Source organism: Geomonas propionica (genome assembly GCF_016458235.1).
Classification (GTDB): domain Bacteria; phylum Desulfobacterota; class Desulfuromonadia; order Geobacterales; family Geobacteraceae; genus Geomonas; species Geomonas propionica.
Window position 1 is genome coordinate 108,072 of record NZ_JAEMHK010000007.1, and the last position, 16,592, is coordinate 124,663.

The window sequence follows — 16,592 nt, forward strand, 5'->3', positions numbered from 1 at the left end:
TCTATTGAAATGGAAATCTTTCCAGATATAGTAAATCAGTTTTCGAAATTTCCTAGTGAGTTCAATAGAAAAGGGGGAATCAATATGTCGATGTTCTGCCGTCAATGTGAGCAGGCCGCCAAGGGAACCGGATGCGAGGTAGTGGGGGTATGTGGCAAGAATCCCGAGGTCGCGGCGCTTTTGGACCTGATGATGTACGGTCTCAAGGGGCTGGCTATTTACGCTGACAAGGCAAGGGAATTCGACGTGCGTAACACGGTCGCCGACATGTTCCTCATCGAGGGGCTTTTCACCACCGTCACCAACGTCGATTTCGATCCTGTGCAGCTGGCCGGCAAGCTGAGGAAATGCTACGACCTGAAGGAGCAGGTGAAGGCGATGTACGAGACCGCTTACCGCGAGAAGAACGGCGCCGCGGCTCCCGCCATCACCGACGGCCCGGCAGCGTGGGTGATCGCCGACAACCTGGAAGGGCTGGTGGCCCAGGGGCAGGTGCAGGGCGTGAAGAGCCAGCACAGCGATCCCGACATCCTCTCCGCCATCGAGATCATCATCTACGGTCTGAAGGGGATGGCAGCCTACGCGGAACATGCCATCATCCTGGGCAAGACCGACGAGGAGGTGTTCGCCTTCTTCCACAAGGCGCTCGCCGCCACCACCGACGGCAGCAAGGGGCTCATGGATTTCGTGGGCATCGCCATGGAGTGCGGCAAGCTGAACATCAAGGTGATGGAGATGCTGAACACCGGGCACGTGGAGCACTACGGGCACCCGGTACCGACCAAGGTCCAGCTCGGCACCCGGAAGAACAAGGGCATCCTCGTTTCCGGCCACGACCTGCGCATGCTCGAGGAACTCCTGAAGCAGACCGAAGGGAAGGGAATCGACATCTACACCCATGGCGAGATGCTCCCCGCCCACGGCTACCCCGGCCTGAAGAAGTATGCTCATCTCTACGGCAACTTCGGCGGGGCGTGGCAGGACCAGGCCAAGGAATTCCCGAACTTCCCCGGCGCCATCATCTTCAACACCAACTGCATCCAGCGCCCGTCCGACAGCTACAAGGACCGCCTCTTCACCTGGGGCGAGGTTGGCTGGCCCGGCGCCAAGCACCTGACCGGCTGGAAGTTCGACGAGGTGATCAACAAGGCCCTTGAATGTCCCGACATGCCCGACGCCCCCGGCCAGGAGATCCTGACCGGTTTTGGCCACAATGCCGTGCTCGGTGTGGCCGACAAGGTGATCGATGCGGTCAAGGCGGGGGCGGTGAAACACTTCTTCCTGATCGGCGGCTGCGATGGCGCGAAGAGCGGCCGTAACTACTACACCGAGTTTGCCGAGAAGGTGCCCAAGGACTGCGTCATCCTGACCCTTGCCTGCGGCAAGTACCGTTTCAACAAGCTCGAGTTTGGCGACATCGGCGGCATCCCGCGTCTTCTTGACGTCGGGCAGTGCAACGACGCCTACTCGGCGGTGCAGATCGCCTCGGCCCTGGCCGGCGCCTTCAACTGTGGCCTCAACGACCTGCCGCTCTCTTTCATCCTCTCCTGGTACGAGCAGAAGGCGCACGTCATCCTGCTGTCGCTGCTCTATCTCGGTGTGAAGAACATCAAGCTTGGTCCGGCGCTTCCGGCGTACCTGTCGCCCAACGTGTTGCAGTTCCTGGTCGACAACTTCAACATTGGCCAGATCGGGACGGTGGATGCAGACCTGAAGGCGAGCCTCGGGCAATAAACAGAAGGGAGGGGGCGGTCCCAAAAGGAACCCGCCCCCTTGGCAGCACGCAGCACCAGAGCATATGTAGCTCCTTTAGCGCCAGGTCTGGGCAGATCTGGCGCCTTTTTTGTGTCTGCGTCAGATGTTGGAGGCGGGCGTCACCACGGGTTCGGGCGCGGGGATGCTGGACGGCTTGATGGTAAAGAGGTGGTACACGGTGATGACCACGCCGGCGAGGAAGACGAGACCGACGCCGAAGGCGACCCGGAACCAGAACATCATGGTGAGGTGCGCGGTGCTGTAACCGATGTCCAGGAAACGCTCCAGGTAGGTCTGCAGGATGCCGGCGATGCCGAAGACGAGCCCCAACACGAACATGCCGATGGTGGTGATCCAGAAGCCCCACTTGCCCAGCCGGTCCTGGTACTTGTTGATCCCCTTCAGGCGCGGCATGGCGAAGTAGAAGATGGTCAGGTTCAACAGGGCATAGGCGCCGAAGAAGGCGAGATGCCCATGGGATACGGTGATCTGGCTGCCGTGGGTGTAGTAGTTGATGGGCGGCAGCGTGTGCATGAAGCCCCAAAGCCCCGCGCCCACCAGGTGGTAGATGGCGAGCCCGATGATGTAGTACCAAGTGAGCGGGTTCACGATGGGGTTCCTGCGCTCGCGTACGTGCATCCAGGTGTCCACCACCATGAGCACGATGGGGAGCGGTTCCAGGGCGCTGAATATGCCGCCCCACCAGATCCAGTAATCGGGAGCGCCGATCCAGTAGTAGTGATGGCCGGTGCCGACGATGCCGGTGAAGAGGAACAGGCCCGTCTCAACGTAGAGCCATTTCTCTACCACCTTGCGGTCCACCCCGGTCACCCTCATGATGATGTAGGCGACGATGGACGCTGTCACCACCTCCCAAGCCCCCTCCACCCAGAGATGGATCACCCACCACCAATAGTAATAATCGGTGTTTAGGTTTTTGTAGAAGGGCATGCCGAATAGGTACATGACGGCCAGGAAGGTGACGCCGCCAAGCAGCATCCACTGCAGGGCCGACTTCTGCTTGGACTGGATGATGGTCATGGCGACGTTGGCAATGAAGAGGAGCGCCGCGACCACGATCAGTCCGTTCAGGGGGAAGGGGATCTCCAAGAGCGGCTTGCCGCGGGTCCAACCGAACAGGAAGCCGATCACCGCGGTGACGGCGGCGGCGACGAAGATGACGAGCTGCGCATAGGCGATCTTCGGGCTGTAGAGGTCACGGCCGCACTCGGGGGGGAGGATGTAGTAGGTTCCTCCCATGAATCCCAAAAGCATCCAGGCCACCAGCACGTTGGTGTGGATCTCGCGGGCGGTGGAGAAGGGGAAGACGTTGACCAGGTCCTGCGGCAGCGTGAAGGCGTAGTTGATGGAGAGCCACAGCCCCATGATCACCTGCAGTATGAAAAGCACCAGGGCGAGACGGAAGTACCACAGCGATACCCGCTGGCTTTGGTATTCGATCAGCATCATTTGTTCACCTCCTTGGTGGACTTAAGGCTCAGGATGAAGTCCGCGATTATGGCCGCCGTCTGCGGGCTCACGTCCTGCGGCGGCATGGCCACGCCGGGGCGCACCGACTGAGGGTTGATCATGTAGTTGATCAGTGTCTGGCGATCGTAAGGGATGCGGTTGGCGATGGTGGTGAGGTCGCCGCCCACGTTGCGTCCCTGGTTTTCAAATGTGTGGCAGCCGCCGCAGGCCTGCAACACCAGGTGTACCTTGTCCAGTTTCTCCGGCTGGGACTCGCGCAGCCTGTAGGCCTGGACGAACTTCTCGTCTTGGGGTGGCCAGTGCCGGTTCTCGATGTCACCCACCCAGCGCAGGAAGCTGACCAGTTGCCTGGTTTCGGTCTCGCTGACGCCGAGCTGCGGCATCTTCCGGAAGGAGTTTTTGTACATGACATCGGGGTGCTGCACGATGGAGGCGATGTTGTTCTCCCCCAGCCGATAAAAGGCCTTGGTCATGTCCGGTGCGTAATAGCCGCCGAAGCCGAGGATGGTGTGGCAGTCGTTGCAGTTGTACTTGTGCCAGACCTTCTTGCCGGCCACTACTTGTTCGGTGAGCTTGTCGGTGTGGGTCAACCTGGGGGTCTGCATGTGGAAGTCGTAGGTTTGCCAGAGGAAAATCGCTGCCGAGGTGAGGGTTCCCACCCAGAAGATCAGCCGGGCTGTTTTTCCGGTCATACCGCCCTCCTTTTGCTGTGGTTTGTGACTATAGTTAGATAAATCTAATGATTGACAGCAGGAAGGATACCTTGGGGAGGGGGGATGTCAACATGGAGGAATAAATAAGGCCCCGAAAGGATTGTTGTCATCCGGTTTCGGGGCCTTTTGCGATAGTGGCGGTTTGGGTGGAACGGGCTAATGTGGAGCTGGTTGCGGCGTGCTAATCATCTTTGCGCTGCCTCAGGGGGCAGAGCGAAACGGCGGCCAGTGCCAGCCAGGAAAAAGCGAAGATTGCCACTATGACGGTCATTCGTAGGCTCCTTTTAAGCGGTATCGCAAAGAACGCGAAGTATCCGCGAAGAACGGAAAGCGAGGCGTTCGGGTTTAACACCAAAAAGCTTTCTTCGTGTACTTTGCGCCTGCTTGGCGTGCTTTGCGTAACTGCTTTAAATGCAGAATCGCAAAGCACGCGGTGTAGTGGATCTACTTACAGCTTGCCTGCCTTGGGGAAGAGGATGTTGTTCTCCAGATGGACGTGCTTGTGCAAGTCGTCCTCGAACTCTTCCAGTTTTTGGTAGGTGACCGTGAAGGTGTTGCAGGCGTCGGCGGGCACGGCGTAGTTCTTGGACAGCCGGCGGATCTCGTGCACCGCGGCCCCGACCTCGTCATGCTCGTGCCCCAGTTCCGAGAGGACCGCCTTCAGCTTCTTGATCTCGTCCGGGTTGGGCGCTCCGCCTTCCTTGCGCATTTCGGTCAGCCTTCTTATCGCGGGGAAGAGCTGTTCCTCCTCGCTTTTCAGGTGCTGCATCAGGTCGGCCGCCACCTTTTCGAAGATCTGGGCGATCTGCGCCACCTCGGGGTGGTTGGGGCCGTGAACCTGTGCGATCTTGTTGGCATAAGCGGTGATGGTGGGGATGCTCTCCTTCAAGTAGCCATGGTGCGCGTTGACGATGTAGTCGGCCAGGAAGGGAAGCTCCCAGGCGTCGTAGTTCTGGCTGCGCTCCAGCGGGCGGGCCGCAGTCTCTTCCAGGTCGCGCATGAGTACCGCGAGGTCAATGCCCTTCTCGCGGCAGGCCTGCGCCAGTGGCATGTTGCCGCCGCAGCAGAAGTCGATGCCATATTTCTCAAAGACTTCGGCGGCGCGATAATCCCTGGCGACCACCGAGCCTACGGTTTCCACGTTGGTTTTTTCAGCTGGTTCCTGAGTCGATTTTTCCATGGTGTCGCTCCCTTGGCGGCCCTTCAGCGAAGAGCTGCCGGTCAGACGTTGCGGGGTGTATTTGTCCCCTTTGAGCCCATGGTAACACTATTGGCGCTTCAGAGTATGATCCAGATCAAAAAGTGAAAGGTAGTGCGGGGCGAGGGGGCGCGAGCGCCGGATTGCCGGCGCCGATGCCGATGTGGAAAGGGGGGGCGGTCAGCTCCGGGGGGAGGGTGCCGAGTTGTTGACGAAGCGGCCGATGGCGCGGTCCATGGTGGAAATGTGGTCGATGAGCCAACTGGTAATGAAGTTGGTCATGGTGCTGACCAGGTTTTGGGAGAGTCCCTCGACCTTAAGCCGTTCTTTCAACTGGTTGATCTGGTCGATGAAGACGAGGTGCTTGTCGCGGTGCGCCACGAAGTCGGGGAAGCGGACCTGCTGCATCAGCTTCTCCTCCTCCTTGAAGTGCGTGACCGCGTACGCTTCCAGGAACCAGAACATGCGCATGATCTCGTCCTGGTCCTGGTTCGACTGGTAGGCGTTGACGAAGGCGTTGAACTTGTCGAAAAGAAGCTTGTGTTGAACGTCGATCTCCAGCATCCCGATGCTAAGATCGTCTCTCCACTGGACCAGCATTGTCATCCTCCTGGTGATGATAGAGACTTTTTATACAATCTCTGTTTGGCTTAATCAATAGCTTTAATGTACCTGCAAGGGGAAAAGCAGACGACTCACGCAAAGCCGCAAAGGCGCCAAGGCCTGATGGACTAACTCTTTCTTCCCGTTTCGTTGTCGCTCCCTTTTGCAAAGTATTTGCAATGTCGCAGTGCATCATGCTATCTCACATTAAAAGATGCACGGCTTGTCCGTGCCGGCAGTTATGTCTAAAGGACGGCTGGGGCAATGCCCTGTTCTTGCGCCGTCCCGGTGGAGGTAGTTTTGGCAAGAAAAGGCAAGGCGGTTAACAGGCGCAAGCCTGCTCCCGGCGGTGGTGGGCGTAAGCCGCTCATGGCACTTCTTATTGTTGTTGTACTGATCGCGGCAGCGTTTTTTCTCCTGGAGCAGCTTAACAAGCCGTCTCCGCCCCCCCAACCTGCGCCGAAGGCCGCGGCCGGCCCGACCAAGCATCAACCGATGCCCGAGCGACCGGCCCCCGTGCAACAGCAGCTTTCCACCGCCCAGGCACCGGCCGTAAAACCGCATCCGGCCGCACTCCCCAAGGCCACTGGTCCCGGTCGTCTCGCCATTATCATCGACGACATGGGCACCAGCATGCAGGAGCTGAAGACGCTGCAGTCGATCGGGCAACCTCTCACCTACTCGGTCATCCCAAGTCTGGCCCACGCCAAGCAGGTCGCCGAGGGTGCGCACGCCGCCGGGGCCGAGGTGATGGTGCACATGCCGATGGAGCCGGAGGGGTATCCCAAGCAGAAGCTGGAGTCGATAGGGGTGCTGGTCGCCATGGACGACGCCGAGATCGCGAAGCGGATCAGGAGTTATTTCACCACGGTACCCCATGCCGTCGGCGCCAACAACCACATGGGATCGCGTTTCACCCAGGATCCGGCCAAGATGAAGGTGGTGCTGCAGATATTGAAGGAGAAGGGGCTTTTCTTCGTGGACAGCAAGACCTCGCCGACGTCGGTCGGTTACCGCGAGGCGAAGGCGCTGGGGATGAAGTGTGCGGCGCGGCAGGTGTTTTTGGACAACGTGCAGGATGAGAGCGCCATCGGCAAGCAGTTGGCGCAGGCCGCCGCCATAGCAAGAAAAAAGGGTGCGGCGATAGCAATCTGTCATCCGCACCCTGCAACCATGCGAGCCTTGAAGCTCTATATGCCGGAGCTGGCCAAAAGCGGTATCACCTTTGTGCACGTGTCGGAGCTGACCAACTAGACCAATACTGGGGACAAGTGAAAAGGGGGACAGGCTCCGCGCAGGTGCCTGCCCCCCTTTGTTTGTGGTTGAAGCTAAAAGGGGACAGGCACCTTACGGAGCCAGTCCCCTTTTGTTTATAGTTGCGCGGCGATCTTCTTCTTGAGCTTCGCCACTTCCCGGTACTTGTCATCCACCAGGATGGAGGCGGGGTTGTCGCCGTTCACGGGGTGAACCATCAGGAAGGCGTCGCGCAACTCGCCTTCGTAGCCGGACAGGGTCTCGGACATGATCCCGGAGAAGCCGTCACGCTGCGGGGCGCGGGCCAGCGGGTACTTCTTCTTCAACAACTCGCTGCCGCTCAGGTCGAAACGGTGGAAGTCGATGCTCCCCGCCTCGTCCCCCACGCCGGGGTTCAGCACGAACACCGATTCCAGCGCGGTCTGGTGGATCATCTGCCTGGTCGGGTCGTCGGCCGGCAACTGGCGCTCGATCTTGAAAATGGTGGAGACCAGGAACCCGGTGAAGCAGTCGGCTTCCATGTAGCCGCTGGCGGCGCCGTCGGAGCTCTCGCAGTAGTAGGAAACCTGGGATTCCTGGCTCAACTCCTTGCCGCACACCAGGCACTGGCTCTTCAGCCCGGAAAGCCTGCCAAAGTATTCCTCTTTCTTCCTCTTGTTCTCCTCGTGCTGCCATTTGTCGTAGAGCATGGCGCGCGGTTCTTCGGTCTCGTAGAACTCGTTGAGGCAGGTCTGCCCGAGCGCCGCGAACTGTCCGTAGACGTCGGTGCCGCGCCCGTGGGTGAGGATCGGATAGATCTTCCCTTCCGGGTTGGTGTTGAGGCTCTCCACCTTGGGGCTCTTGGATATGAATGTGTCGGAGCAGCGGAAGCCGCGGTTGATGGCGAAGGCCTTCAGCAGCGTCTTCTGGTCCTTGAACATCCCTTCGAACTTGATCCTCTCGTCGATCAGGCAGGGGATCAGCGACAGGCTCTTCCTGTCCAGTCCCCTCTTGTCGAACAGCTCGAAGATGTTGCGGCAGTTGTCCATGCTGGCCATGTCCTTAATCGGGACCAGCACCCGGTCCGCGGCGTAGAGCGCATTCTGGGTCAGCACGTCGAGGTCCGGGCGGGTGTCGACGATGAGGATGCCCGGGATCTCGGACATCGCCAGGAGCCGCGCCAGCACCATCGGTCCCTTGAGCGAGCCGCGCAGTTCCGGAAGGGTGGTGGAGGAGGGGATGTAGTTGACGCCGTACTGCCCGGTGTGCAACAGGTCGCGCCCGCGGGTCTCCAGCAGGAGGTCGGCCACGGTCCCGTTCAGTTTCTGCCCCTTGATCGAGAACATCTTGTCGATGGTGAAGTGGTTGTCGAAGGAGAAGATCGACACCGGGAGGTTTTCGTCCAGGCCCTTAAGGAAGATGGCGAGGTTGGTGGCCAGGGTGGTCTTGCCGACGCCCCCCTTTTCCGAGGAAACAGTTATTACATAAGGGTAATTTTTCATGGCGCGCATACTAACATCGACACGCCCGGACGGTCAACCCGTTTGACAGTGACGAGGGCGGCGTGATAGAAACGTGGACGTCGAGTGCCCTGGATACTCCGTATTCTTTGAGACAAAAGCGGTTACGCGAAGTACGCGGAGCAGTCGCAAAGACACGGAGAAAGGCTTCTTTGATGTTTACCCCAACGTCTTTTCCCTTTGCACTCTTTGCGGATACTTGGCGTTCCTTGCGTAACTGCTTTTTACGTTGATTGCTTTTGGCTTTGAGGTAGGTATGCAACTTTTCAAAGAACGCCTTATCTTGACGGTGAGCGCGCTGACGGCGCTGGTGCGCGGCCTCCTGGAGGAGAATTTCGACCAGGTCTGGGTGGAGGGGGAAATCTCCAACCTCGCCTGCCCGCAGTCGGGGCACTGCTACTTTACCCTCAAGGACGCAGGCGCCCAGATCCGCTGCGTCATGTTCCGCGGCGCCTTCCGCACCCTTAAATTCACCCCGCGCGATGGCATGCGCATCCTCTTGCGCGCCCGCATGACCCTCTTCGAGCCGCGCGGCGAGTACCAGCTCTCCGTGGAGGCGATGGAGCCGCAGGGGATCGGCGGTCTGCAGCTCGCCTTCATCCAGTTGAAGGAGCGCCTGGCCAAGGAAGGGCTCTTCTCCGAGCTGCACAAGCGCGAGATCCCGAAACTCCCCCGCAAGATCGGCGTGGTCACCTCGCCCACCGGCGCCGCCATCCGCGACATCCTCACCGTGCTCTCGCGCCGCTTCGCCAACGTGGAACTCCTGATCGCGCCGGTCCGGGTCCAGGGGGAGGGGGCGGCCCAGGAAATTGCCGCTGCCATCGCTGACCTGAACCGGGTGGGCAACGTAGACGTCATGATCGTCGGGCGCGGCGGCGGATCGCTGGAGGACCTCTGGGCCTTCAACGAGGAGGTGGTGGCGCGGGCCATTCACAAATCCACCGTCCCGGTCATTTCGGCGGTGGGGCACGAGATCGACTTCACCATCGCCGACTTCGTAGCCGACCTGCGCGCCGCCACCCCGTCGGCCGCGGCCGAGCTGGTGGTGCAGAGCAAGCAGGAACTGACCGCGACGGTGGAGGCGCTGAGCCACCGGCTCCAAGTCGCGCAGCTGCGCCGGCTGGAGCGTTCGCGCGCGCTGGTGACGGCGCTGAGCCGCGCCATCACCGACCCGAGCCGCATCCTCGGCCACCTGGCCCAGCGGGTCGACTCGCTCGACTCCCGCCTGGTGCGGGAGGCGGGGCTCATCCTCGACGACGCCTCGGAGCGCATCGTCACCCTGTCTGCGCGCCTGGCCCGCCAGAGCCCCGCGCTCACCCTGCGCCGCAACGCGGAACTGCTCTCGACGCTCTCCTTGAGACTGGACCACGCCATGACCCGCCGCCTGGCCTGCGCCGCCGAGAGCGTCGGCCTCGCCACCGGAACCCTGAACGCGGTCTCTCCGCTTGCCACCCTCTCGCGCGGCTACAGCATCGCCCGCAAGCTCCCCGGCCGCTCGGTGATCACCTCGTTCCGCCAGCTGGCTCCCGGGGACCGGCTGGAACTCTCCCTTGCCGCCGGTTTCGCCCTTTGCACCGTGGAGCGGGCCAGCGGGCAGAGTGAATCCTTGACGGCATCAGAGCGATCGGTATAATAGGCGATCACTTTTTAATAATTAAACGCGGCGGCGCTTCTAATCCGTCGCGGCAGTACCCGGACACGAGGTTGGTATGGCCGTTGAGAAGTTCGAAACCGCATTGAAGAAGCTCGAGGACGTCGTGAAGAAGCTGGAAGGGGGGGAGCTCTCGCTCGAGGATTCCCTGAAGGCGTTCGAGGAGGGGGTGAAGCATTCCGCCTTCTGTTCCAAAAAGCTGAACGAGGCCGAGCGGCGGGTCGAGCTCCTCATCAAGCAGCGCGACGGCAGCCTCGCCACCAGGCCTTTCGAAGAGGAGGAGTAGTACCGCCTCCGCGGCTGATGTTCCACACCCATTACACCCGAAAGCGAGACCTTCCATGGATCTTAAGGAATACCTGAAGCAGAAGTGCCAGTTGGTCGACCAGGCGCTGGAGCGCTACCTTCCCGATGCCGAGGAACTCCCGGCATCCCTGCACGGCGCCATGCGCTACTCGGTTTTCGCCGGCGGCAAACGGGTCCGCCCGGTGCTCATGCTGGCGGCCAGCGAGGCGGTCGGCGGCTCCGCCGATGCGGTCATGCCCGCGGCCTGTGCCATGGAGATGATCCACACCTACTCCTTGATCCATGACGATCTACCCGCCATGGACAACGACGACTTCCGCCGGGGCAACCCCACCAACCATAAAGTATATGGCGAGGCGACCGCCATCCTGGCCGGCGACGCCCTCTTGACCGAGGCCTTCATCCTGCTCTCCAACGGCGCCGGCGGGGATCCCGCGGCACGGCTCAAGGTGATCCAGGAGATCGCCGTCGCCTCCGGCTCGCGCGGCATGGTGGGCGGCCAGGTGGTCGACATGGAAAGCGAGGGGCGCCACGACGTCGACATCGCCACGCTCTCCTACATCCACACCCACAAGACCGGCGCCCTGATCCGCGCCTCGGTCCGCTGCGGCGCCATCCTGGGAGCGGCGAGCGAGGAGCAGTTCAAGGCGCTCACCCGTTACGCCGACGCCATCGGCCTCGCCTTCCAGATCGCCGACGACATCCTCGACGTCGAAGGGACCACCGAGGAGTTGGGCAAGGACGCCGGCAGCGACCAGGCCCGCGGCAAGGCGACCTACCCCGCGCTGATGGGGCTCGAGGCGTCCAAGGCCCGCGCCCATGAGCTGGTAGAGATCGCGCTGGACGCGCTGGCAACCTTTGATGAGCGGGCCGAACCGCTGCGCGCCATCGCGTCGTACATCGTAAAAAGGAAATCGTAAATGCCCGGCATCCTGGACGGCATCACCGACCCGAGTCAACTGAAGTCGCTGTCGCTGCGCGAGCTGGAGACGCTCGCCGAAGAGCTGCGCGCGCGCATCATCGCCACCTGCGCGGCCAACGGCGGCCACGTGGCGCCGAGCCTCGGCGTGGTGGAGCTCACCATCGCGCTGCACCGGGTCTTCGATTCCCCCAAGGACAAGATCGTCTGGGACGTGGGGCACCAGGCCTACGCCCACAAGCTGTTGACCGGCAGGAAGGAGCGCTTCGGCACCTTGCGCACAAAGGGGGGCATCAGCGGCTTCCCCAAGCGCGCCGAGTCGCCGCACGACAGCTTCGACGTCGGGCACTCTTCCACCTCCATCTCCGCCGGCGTCGGCTTCGCCGTGGCGCGCGACCTTAAGAAGGGGCGCAACAAGGTGCTGACGGTGATCGGCGACGGCGCCATGACCGGCGGCCTCGCCTTTGAGGGGCTGAACCACGCGGGCGAGCTGAACAAGGACCTGGTGGTGATCCTGAACGACAACGAGATGTCCATCTCGGAGAACGTCGGCGCCCTCTCCAACCTCCTCTCCCGCACCATCACCAGCGAGTATGTGCACCGCGCCAAGAAGGACCTGGAAGCCTTCCTGGAGGGGGTCCCCATGTTCGGCAAGTCGGTGCTGAAGATCGCCAAGCGGGCGGAGGAGTCGCTGAAAACCCTGTTCACCCCGGGGATGCTGTTTGAGGCCTTCGGCTTCGAGTACATCGGCCCCATCGACGGCCACGACATCCCCAAACTCCTGGAGACGCTGGAGGCGGTGAAGCGTTTCGACGACGCGGTGCTGATCCACGTACTGACCAGGAAGGGGAAGGGATATCCCCCTGCCGAGGCGAACCCCTCGCTGTTTCACGGGGTCGGCCCCTTCGACGTCGCCACGGGCAAGGTGCACAAGGGGAAGGGGGGAGCCGCCTCCTACACCGGCGTCTTCGGCGAGACCATCAAACGGCTGGCCCATGAGGATGAGCGCATCGTCGCCATCACCGCCGCCATGCCCGACGGCACCGGCCTCACCCCCTTCGCCAGAGAATTCCCCGGGCGCTTCTTCGACGTGGGGATCGCGGAGCAGCACGCGGTTACCTTCGCCGCCGGGCTTGCCGCCGAAGGGTTCAAGCCGGTGGTCGCCCTCTACTCCTCTTTCCTGCAGCGCGGCTTCGATCAGCTCTGCCATGACGTCTGCCTGCAGGATCTCCCGGTGGTGTTCGCCATCGACCGAGCCGGCGTGGTGGGCAGCGACGGACCGACCCACCACGGCGTCTTCGACGTCTCCTACCTGCGCGCCGTCCCGGGGCTCACGATAATGGCTCCCAAGGACGAGAACGAGCTGCAGCACATGCTGCTGACCGCTCTCTCCCTGGAAGGGCCGGCGGCGTTGCGCTACCCACGAGGCAACGGCCTGGGCGTCCCCATGGACCAGATCCTCACCCTGCTTCCCGTCGGCAAAGGGGAGCGGCTCAAGGAGGGGAAGGACGGCGCCATTCTCGCCCTGGGCACCATGGTGGAGCCTGCCCGGCAGGCCGCGGCGGCCCTCGCCCTGGAAGGGATCGAGGTTGCCGTCATGAACGCCCGCTTCGTCAAACCGCTCGATAGCGAACTGATCCTGGACCTGGCCCGGACCGGCCTCCTGGTCACGGTGGAAGACAACGTGATCCAAGGGGGATTCGGCACCGCCATCCTGGAACTCCTCGAAGAGCACGAGGTGACCGGGGTACGGGTGCTGCGCCTTGGGTATCCGGACGCTTTCGTGGAACAGGGGGAGCAGGCCGATCTGAAGGCCGCCTACGGCCTCGACGCCGCCGGCATCGCCCGCACGGTCCGCGAGGCTTGCCAAGGACGCCATGCCAGCGCGCCGGTGCAACGCTCGGAGCAGCCGGCCGTTCCGGAACAGCCGCATGCTTGATCGCCGCGCGCTGCTGCTCGCCCTCCTTCTTTGCGCCGGCACCGCTCTCGCCGCCGACCCTCTCACCTATGGCGCCAAGGCCCAGCAACTGATCTCCAAGGGGGACTTCGTACAGGCGCTCGACGAGCTCAAGGCGGCGACCTCGCGCTTCCCCTACGACCAGGAGCTCAAGCACCAACTCGCCTTCACCTACACCGAGCTTGCCAAGCGCGACCTGCAGTCCGGCCGTTACGCGCAGGCGGCGGAAAACTTCCGGCAGGCCCACGAGCTGATACCCGAGAGCAAAGAGCTGGCCCTGATGCGCGGCATCGCCTTGTACCTCAACAAGGATTACGTCGCCGCACGGGATGAACTGCTCCAGTCGGGGGAGGGGAGCGAGTCCCTGGTCTATCTCGGCAAGATCAGCTACGACACCGGCGACCTCCCCGGCGCTCTTGACTTCTGGCGCCGCGCCAAGGAGCTGGACCCCGCCAACAAGGTGCTGGCAGGCCTGATCGAGAAGGCCGAGCGCGAGCTGCCCGTGGAATCCAGGATGGACAAGGGATACAGCTCTATGTTCGACCTCAGCTTCGACGCCGAGCTCCCCCCCGGGCTCTCCGCCGAGGTGCTGGACGCCCTGGAGAGCGCCTACAACACGGTCGGCGCCGACCTCGGCGTGTTTCCCACCGCACGCATCCCGGTGCTTCTCTACACCAAGAAAGATTACCGCAGCGTGACCGCCGGCCCGGACTGGTCCGGCGGGCTCTACGACGGCAAGATACGTCTCCCGGTGGGAGGGCTTACCGAGCTGACGCCGCAGTTGCGGGCCATCATCTTCCACGAGTTCACCCACGTCTTGGTCGCGGAGCTCACCCACGGCAACATCCCCACCTGGTTCAATGAAGGGCTTGCCGAGATCGAAGGGCGCAAGCTGTTCGCCCCCAAGCTCCCGCAGTTGGACGCGGCCCAGGAAAAGCACCTGTTGCCGCTGGCGGACCTCTCCGGCGGTTTCAGCGGCATGGGAGGCGGTAAGGCATGGATGGCCTACCAGCAGAGCTTCTCCATGACGAGTTTCATGGTGCAGCGCTACGGGTGGTACTCCGTGCAAGAGATCCTGAAGTACCTGGGGCAGCGTGCTGACATGAACACGGCCGTGTCCAAGGCGTTGGCTGATTACGCGCTGGATCTAAACGGGGTGATGCGCGAGTGGCGTGAGTCACTGCCGGCAGCAGGGACGGGCGGCGGCTCGCAGTGAGTGGTATAGTATCAGTAAGGGTTGCCTCTATGGCTGTTCCTCGGGGCGGCGACAAGGCAACAAAAGGGAGTTCTGTTGATCTACGGTACCGGCGTTGACATTGTGGAGATCGCACGTTTCGATAAGTTCCTGAAGCAGGGGAACGACGCGCTGTTTCAACGCATCTTCACCCGCGGCGAGATAGATTACTGCTCCGCCAAGAAACTTTCCGCGCAGCACTACGCCCTGCGCTTTGCCGCCAAGGAGTCGTTCTTGAAGGCGCTCGGCACCGGGCTGCGCGACGGGCTTTCCTGGCAGGACATGGAAGTGATCAACGACGAGCTCGGCAAGCCGACTTTGCGGCTCGCCGGCCGGGCCGAGCAGATGTTCCGCGAGGCGGGGCTGTGCGGCTGTTTCCTGTCGCTTTCGCACGACGCCGGCTGCGCCGTGGCCATGGTGGTATTGGAGCGCTAGATGAAGGTCGTCAGCGGACAGGTCATGCAGCTTATGGATCGCCGTGCCATCGGCGAGTTCGGCGTGCCGGGACTGGAACTCATGGAGCATGCCGGTCGCGGCTGCGCCGACGTCATCGAAGAGGCCTTCGGTGAGGGGGAGGCGAGGCGTGCCGTCATCGTGGCGGGCAAGGGTAACAACGGCGGCGACGGCTTCGTAATTGCCCGGCTCCTGGCTGAGCGTGGCTGGGAGGCGCCGGTGCTGCTGCTGGCGACGCCCGAGGCGGTGACCGGGGACGCGGCTGCCAACCTGGCGCGCCTGCCCGCCTCGACGGTGAAGAGCGTGCCGCGTGGGATCGCCGGCGAACAGGAGCTGCTGCAAAGCGCCACGGTTATCGTGGACGCCCTCCTTGGCACCGGCATGAACAGCGAGGTCACCGGGGTCTACGGCGAGGCCATAGATCTTATCAACGTGGCCGGGGTCCCGGTGGTTTCCGTCGACATCCCCTCCGGTGTCGACGCCGCTACCGGTAAGGTGCTGGGGCGCGCGGTGCGCGCCGATATCACCGTCACCTTTGCGCTGGCCAAGCTGGGCAACGTGCTGTATCCCGGTGCGGAATTGTGCGGCCGGCTGGTGGTGGCCGACATCGGCATGCCCGACGCCGTGGTCGCCGAGGCCGAGGGTGCGCAGTACGTCGACCCCGCCTGCGCAGCCGGGCTGTTCCGCCCCCGCGGCGTCACCGCGCACAAGGGGAGCGGCGGGCACTGCCTCATCGTCGCCGGCAGCACCGGGAAGACCGGCGCCGCCGCCATGGCGGCCAACAGCGCGCAGCGCACCGGGGCGGGCCTGGTTACCCTCGCCGTGCCGGCCGCGCTGAACCCGATCCTGGAACAAAAGACCACCGAGGCCATGACCATCTCGGTCGGGCCGGAGCGGGCCGGGCACCTGAGGGCTGGGTCGCTCCCCGAACTTCTCGCCGCCGCGGCTATCCGCGACGTGGTCGCGCTGGGACCCGGCATCGGCACCGCCCCCTCTACCGTTTACCTGGTGCATTCGCTCCTTGCCGCGCTCGATAAGCCGCTGGTGCTGGACGCCGATGGGCTGAACGCCGTGGCGCTCAAGTCCGATTTGCTGATGGCCAGGCAGGACCGCATCACCGTTCTCACCCCGCACCCGGGGGAGATGGCACGCCTGGCGGGGTGCTCGGTGCCGGAGGTGGAGGCGGACCGCATCGGCTGCGCCCGCGCTTTCGCCACGAAGTACCGGGTGCACCTGATCCTCAAAGGCGCCCGCAGCATTATCGCCGCGCCGGACGGGCGCATCGCCATCAACGGCAGCGGCAACCCGGGCATGGCCACCGGCGGTATGGGCGATGTCCTGACCGGGGTGGTCGCCGCATTTCTCGGCCAGGGGTATGAACCTTTCGTCGCCTGCCAACTGGGCGCCTTCGTCCACGGCCACGCCGCCGACTTCCTGGTGGAGGGCCTCGGCACCCAGGGGATGAGCGCCACCGATGTGCAGGAGATGCTCCCCGTGGCGCTGGCGAGTCTGGCCGCGTCCCGAACCACCGCAACGAACAACCAACAGGGAGAATGACC

General features: G+C 62.8%; 14 protein-coding genes. 9 read left to right on the plus strand and 5 right to left on the minus strand.

The window, feature by feature from the left end; genetic code table 11:
- Positions 1 to 84: 84 nt before the first annotated feature.
- Entirely contained in the window at positions 85 to 1,734 is a 1,650-nt protein-coding gene (gene hcp, locus JFN90_RS10895) for a hydroxylamine reductase (RefSeq protein WP_199395146.1), read from the plus strand.
- A 120-nt stretch (positions 1,735 to 1,854) separates the two neighbouring features.
- Here hcp and JFN90_RS10900 read toward each other — a convergent pair whose 3' ends face one another.
- The 4 genes from JFN90_RS10900 to JFN90_RS10915 all read right to left on the minus strand — a co-directional run bounded on the left by JFN90_RS10900 (position 1,855) and on the right by JFN90_RS10915 (position 5,757).
- A complete protein-coding gene (locus tag JFN90_RS10900) occupies positions 1,855 to 3,225 on the minus strand; it encodes a cbb3-type cytochrome c oxidase subunit I (RefSeq protein WP_199395147.1) in 1,371 nt (456 codons plus the stop codon).
- The gene (locus JFN90_RS10905) at positions 3,222 to 3,938 is read right to left on the minus strand and encodes a c-type cytochrome (RefSeq protein WP_199395148.1); all 717 of its coding nucleotides are present in this window, start codon (positions 3,936 to 3,938) and stop codon (positions 3,222 to 3,224) included. The genes JFN90_RS10900 and JFN90_RS10905 overlap by 4 nt, the downstream gene beginning before the upstream one ends.
- A 469-nt stretch (positions 3,939 to 4,407) precedes the next feature.
- Positions 4,408 to 5,139 carry an iron-sulfur cluster repair di-iron protein gene (gene ric / locus JFN90_RS10910; RefSeq protein WP_199395149.1) on the minus strand — a complete coding sequence of 244 codons (732 nt, stop codon included), beginning with the start codon at positions 5,137 to 5,139 and terminating at the stop codon, positions 4,408 to 4,410.
- 198 nt (positions 5,140 to 5,337) lie between these two features.
- Positions 5,338 to 5,757, minus strand: coding sequence for a bacteriohemerythrin (locus JFN90_RS10915; protein WP_199395150.1), 420 nt, complete (start codon positions 5,755 to 5,757; stop codon positions 5,338 to 5,340).
- 303 nt (positions 5,758 to 6,060) lie between these two features.
- Between JFN90_RS10915 and JFN90_RS10920 the strand changes: the two genes are divergently transcribed.
- Positions 6,061 to 7,014 (plus strand): divergent polysaccharide deacetylase family protein, encoded by a 954-nt coding sequence (locus tag JFN90_RS10920; protein WP_199395151.1) that lies wholly within the window; start codon positions 6,061 to 6,063, stop codon positions 7,012 to 7,014.
- A gap of 116 nt (positions 7,015 to 7,130) precedes the next feature.
- Here JFN90_RS10920 and JFN90_RS10925 read toward each other — a convergent pair whose 3' ends face one another.
- Positions 7,131 to 8,504: a ParA family protein gene (locus JFN90_RS10925; RefSeq protein WP_199395152.1), complete on the minus strand. Its 1,374-nt coding sequence runs from the start codon at positions 8,502 to 8,504 to the stop codon at positions 7,131 to 7,133.
- A 265-nt stretch (positions 8,505 to 8,769) separates the two neighbouring features.
- On the opposite strand from JFN90_RS10925, the gene xseA reads away from it, so the two are divergent.
- From xseA to JFN90_RS10960, 7 genes are all read left to right on the plus strand, one after another.
- Entirely contained in the window at positions 8,770 to 10,146 is a 1,377-nt protein-coding gene (xseA, locus tag JFN90_RS10930; RefSeq protein ID WP_199395153.1) for an exodeoxyribonuclease VII large subunit, read from the plus strand.
- Between the two features lie 76 nt (positions 10,147 to 10,222).
- Positions 10,223 to 10,450 carry an exodeoxyribonuclease VII small subunit gene (locus JFN90_RS10935; RefSeq protein WP_199395154.1) on the plus strand — a complete coding sequence of 76 codons (228 nt, stop codon included), beginning with the start codon at positions 10,223 to 10,225 and terminating at the stop codon, positions 10,448 to 10,450.
- Between the two features lie 55 nt (positions 10,451 to 10,505).
- Positions 10,506 to 11,390: a polyprenyl synthetase family protein gene (locus tag JFN90_RS10940; RefSeq protein WP_199395155.1), complete on the plus strand. Its 885-nt coding sequence runs from the start codon at positions 10,506 to 10,508 to the stop codon at positions 11,388 to 11,390.
- Positions 11,391 to 13,328 (plus strand): 1-deoxy-D-xylulose-5-phosphate synthase, encoded by a 1,938-nt coding sequence (gene dxs / locus JFN90_RS10945; protein ID WP_236018951.1) that lies wholly within the window; start codon positions 11,391 to 11,393, stop codon positions 13,326 to 13,328.
- The gene (locus tag JFN90_RS10950) at positions 13,321 to 14,562 is read left to right on the plus strand and encodes a peptidase MA family metallohydrolase (protein ID WP_199395156.1); all 1,242 of its coding nucleotides are present in this window, start codon (positions 13,321 to 13,323) and stop codon (positions 14,560 to 14,562) included. Before dxs ends, JFN90_RS10950 begins: the two co-directional genes overlap by 8 nt.
- A gap of 75 nt (positions 14,563 to 14,637) precedes the next feature.
- Positions 14,638 to 15,015 carry a holo-[acyl-carrier-protein] synthase gene (locus JFN90_RS10955; RefSeq protein ID WP_199395157.1) on the plus strand — a complete coding sequence of 126 codons (378 nt, stop codon included), beginning with the start codon at positions 14,638 to 14,640 and terminating at the stop codon, positions 15,013 to 15,015.
- Positions 15,016 to 16,590, plus strand: a complete 1,575-nt coding sequence (locus JFN90_RS10960; RefSeq protein ID WP_199395158.1) for an NAD(P)H-hydrate dehydratase — start codon at positions 15,016 to 15,018, stop codon at positions 16,588 to 16,590.
- Positions 16,591 to 16,592 lie beyond the last annotated feature (2 nt).

Excerpts from the sequence above, each read along its gene's own strand:
- hcp (WP_199395146.1), top strand. The coding sequence starts at position 85 with ATGTCGATGTTCTGCCGTCAATGTGAGCAGGCCGCCAAGGGAACCGGA.
- JFN90_RS10940 (WP_199395155.1), top strand. The coding sequence starts at position 10,506 with ATGGATCTTAAGGAATACCTGAAGCAGAAGTGCCAGTTGGTCGACCAG.
- JFN90_RS10925 (WP_199395152.1), bottom strand. The coding sequence starts at position 8,504 with ATGCGCGCCATGAAAAATTACCCTTATGTAATAACTGTTTCCTCGGAA.
- JFN90_RS10935 (WP_199395154.1), top strand. The coding sequence starts at position 10,223 with ATGGCCGTTGAGAAGTTCGAAACCGCATTGAAGAAGCTCGAGGACGTC.
- JFN90_RS10915 (WP_199395150.1), bottom strand. The coding sequence starts at position 5,757 with ATGCTGGTCCAGTGGAGAGACGATCTTAGCATCGGGATGCTGGAGATC.
- JFN90_RS10900 (WP_199395147.1), bottom strand. The coding sequence starts at position 3,225 with ATGATGCTGATCGAATACCAAAGCCAGCGGGTATCGCTGTGGTACTTC.
- JFN90_RS10905 (WP_199395148.1), bottom strand. The coding sequence starts at position 3,938 with ATGACCGGAAAAACAGCCCGGCTGATCTTCTGGGTGGGAACCCTCACC.
- xseA (WP_199395153.1), top strand. The coding sequence starts at position 8,770 with ATGCAACTTTTCAAAGAACGCCTTATCTTGACGGTGAGCGCGCTGACG.
- dxs (WP_236018951.1), top strand. The coding sequence starts at position 11,391 with ATGCCCGGCATCCTGGACGGCATCACCGACCCGAGTCAACTGAAGTCG.
- ric (WP_199395149.1), bottom strand. The coding sequence starts at position 5,139 with ATGGAAAAATCGACTCAGGAACCAGCTGAAAAAACCAACGTGGAAACC.
- JFN90_RS10950 (WP_199395156.1), top strand. The coding sequence starts at position 13,321 with ATGCTTGATCGCCGCGCGCTGCTGCTCGCCCTCCTTCTTTGCGCCGGC.
- JFN90_RS10960 (WP_199395158.1), top strand. The coding sequence starts at position 15,016 with ATGAAGGTCGTCAGCGGACAGGTCATGCAGCTTATGGATCGCCGTGCC.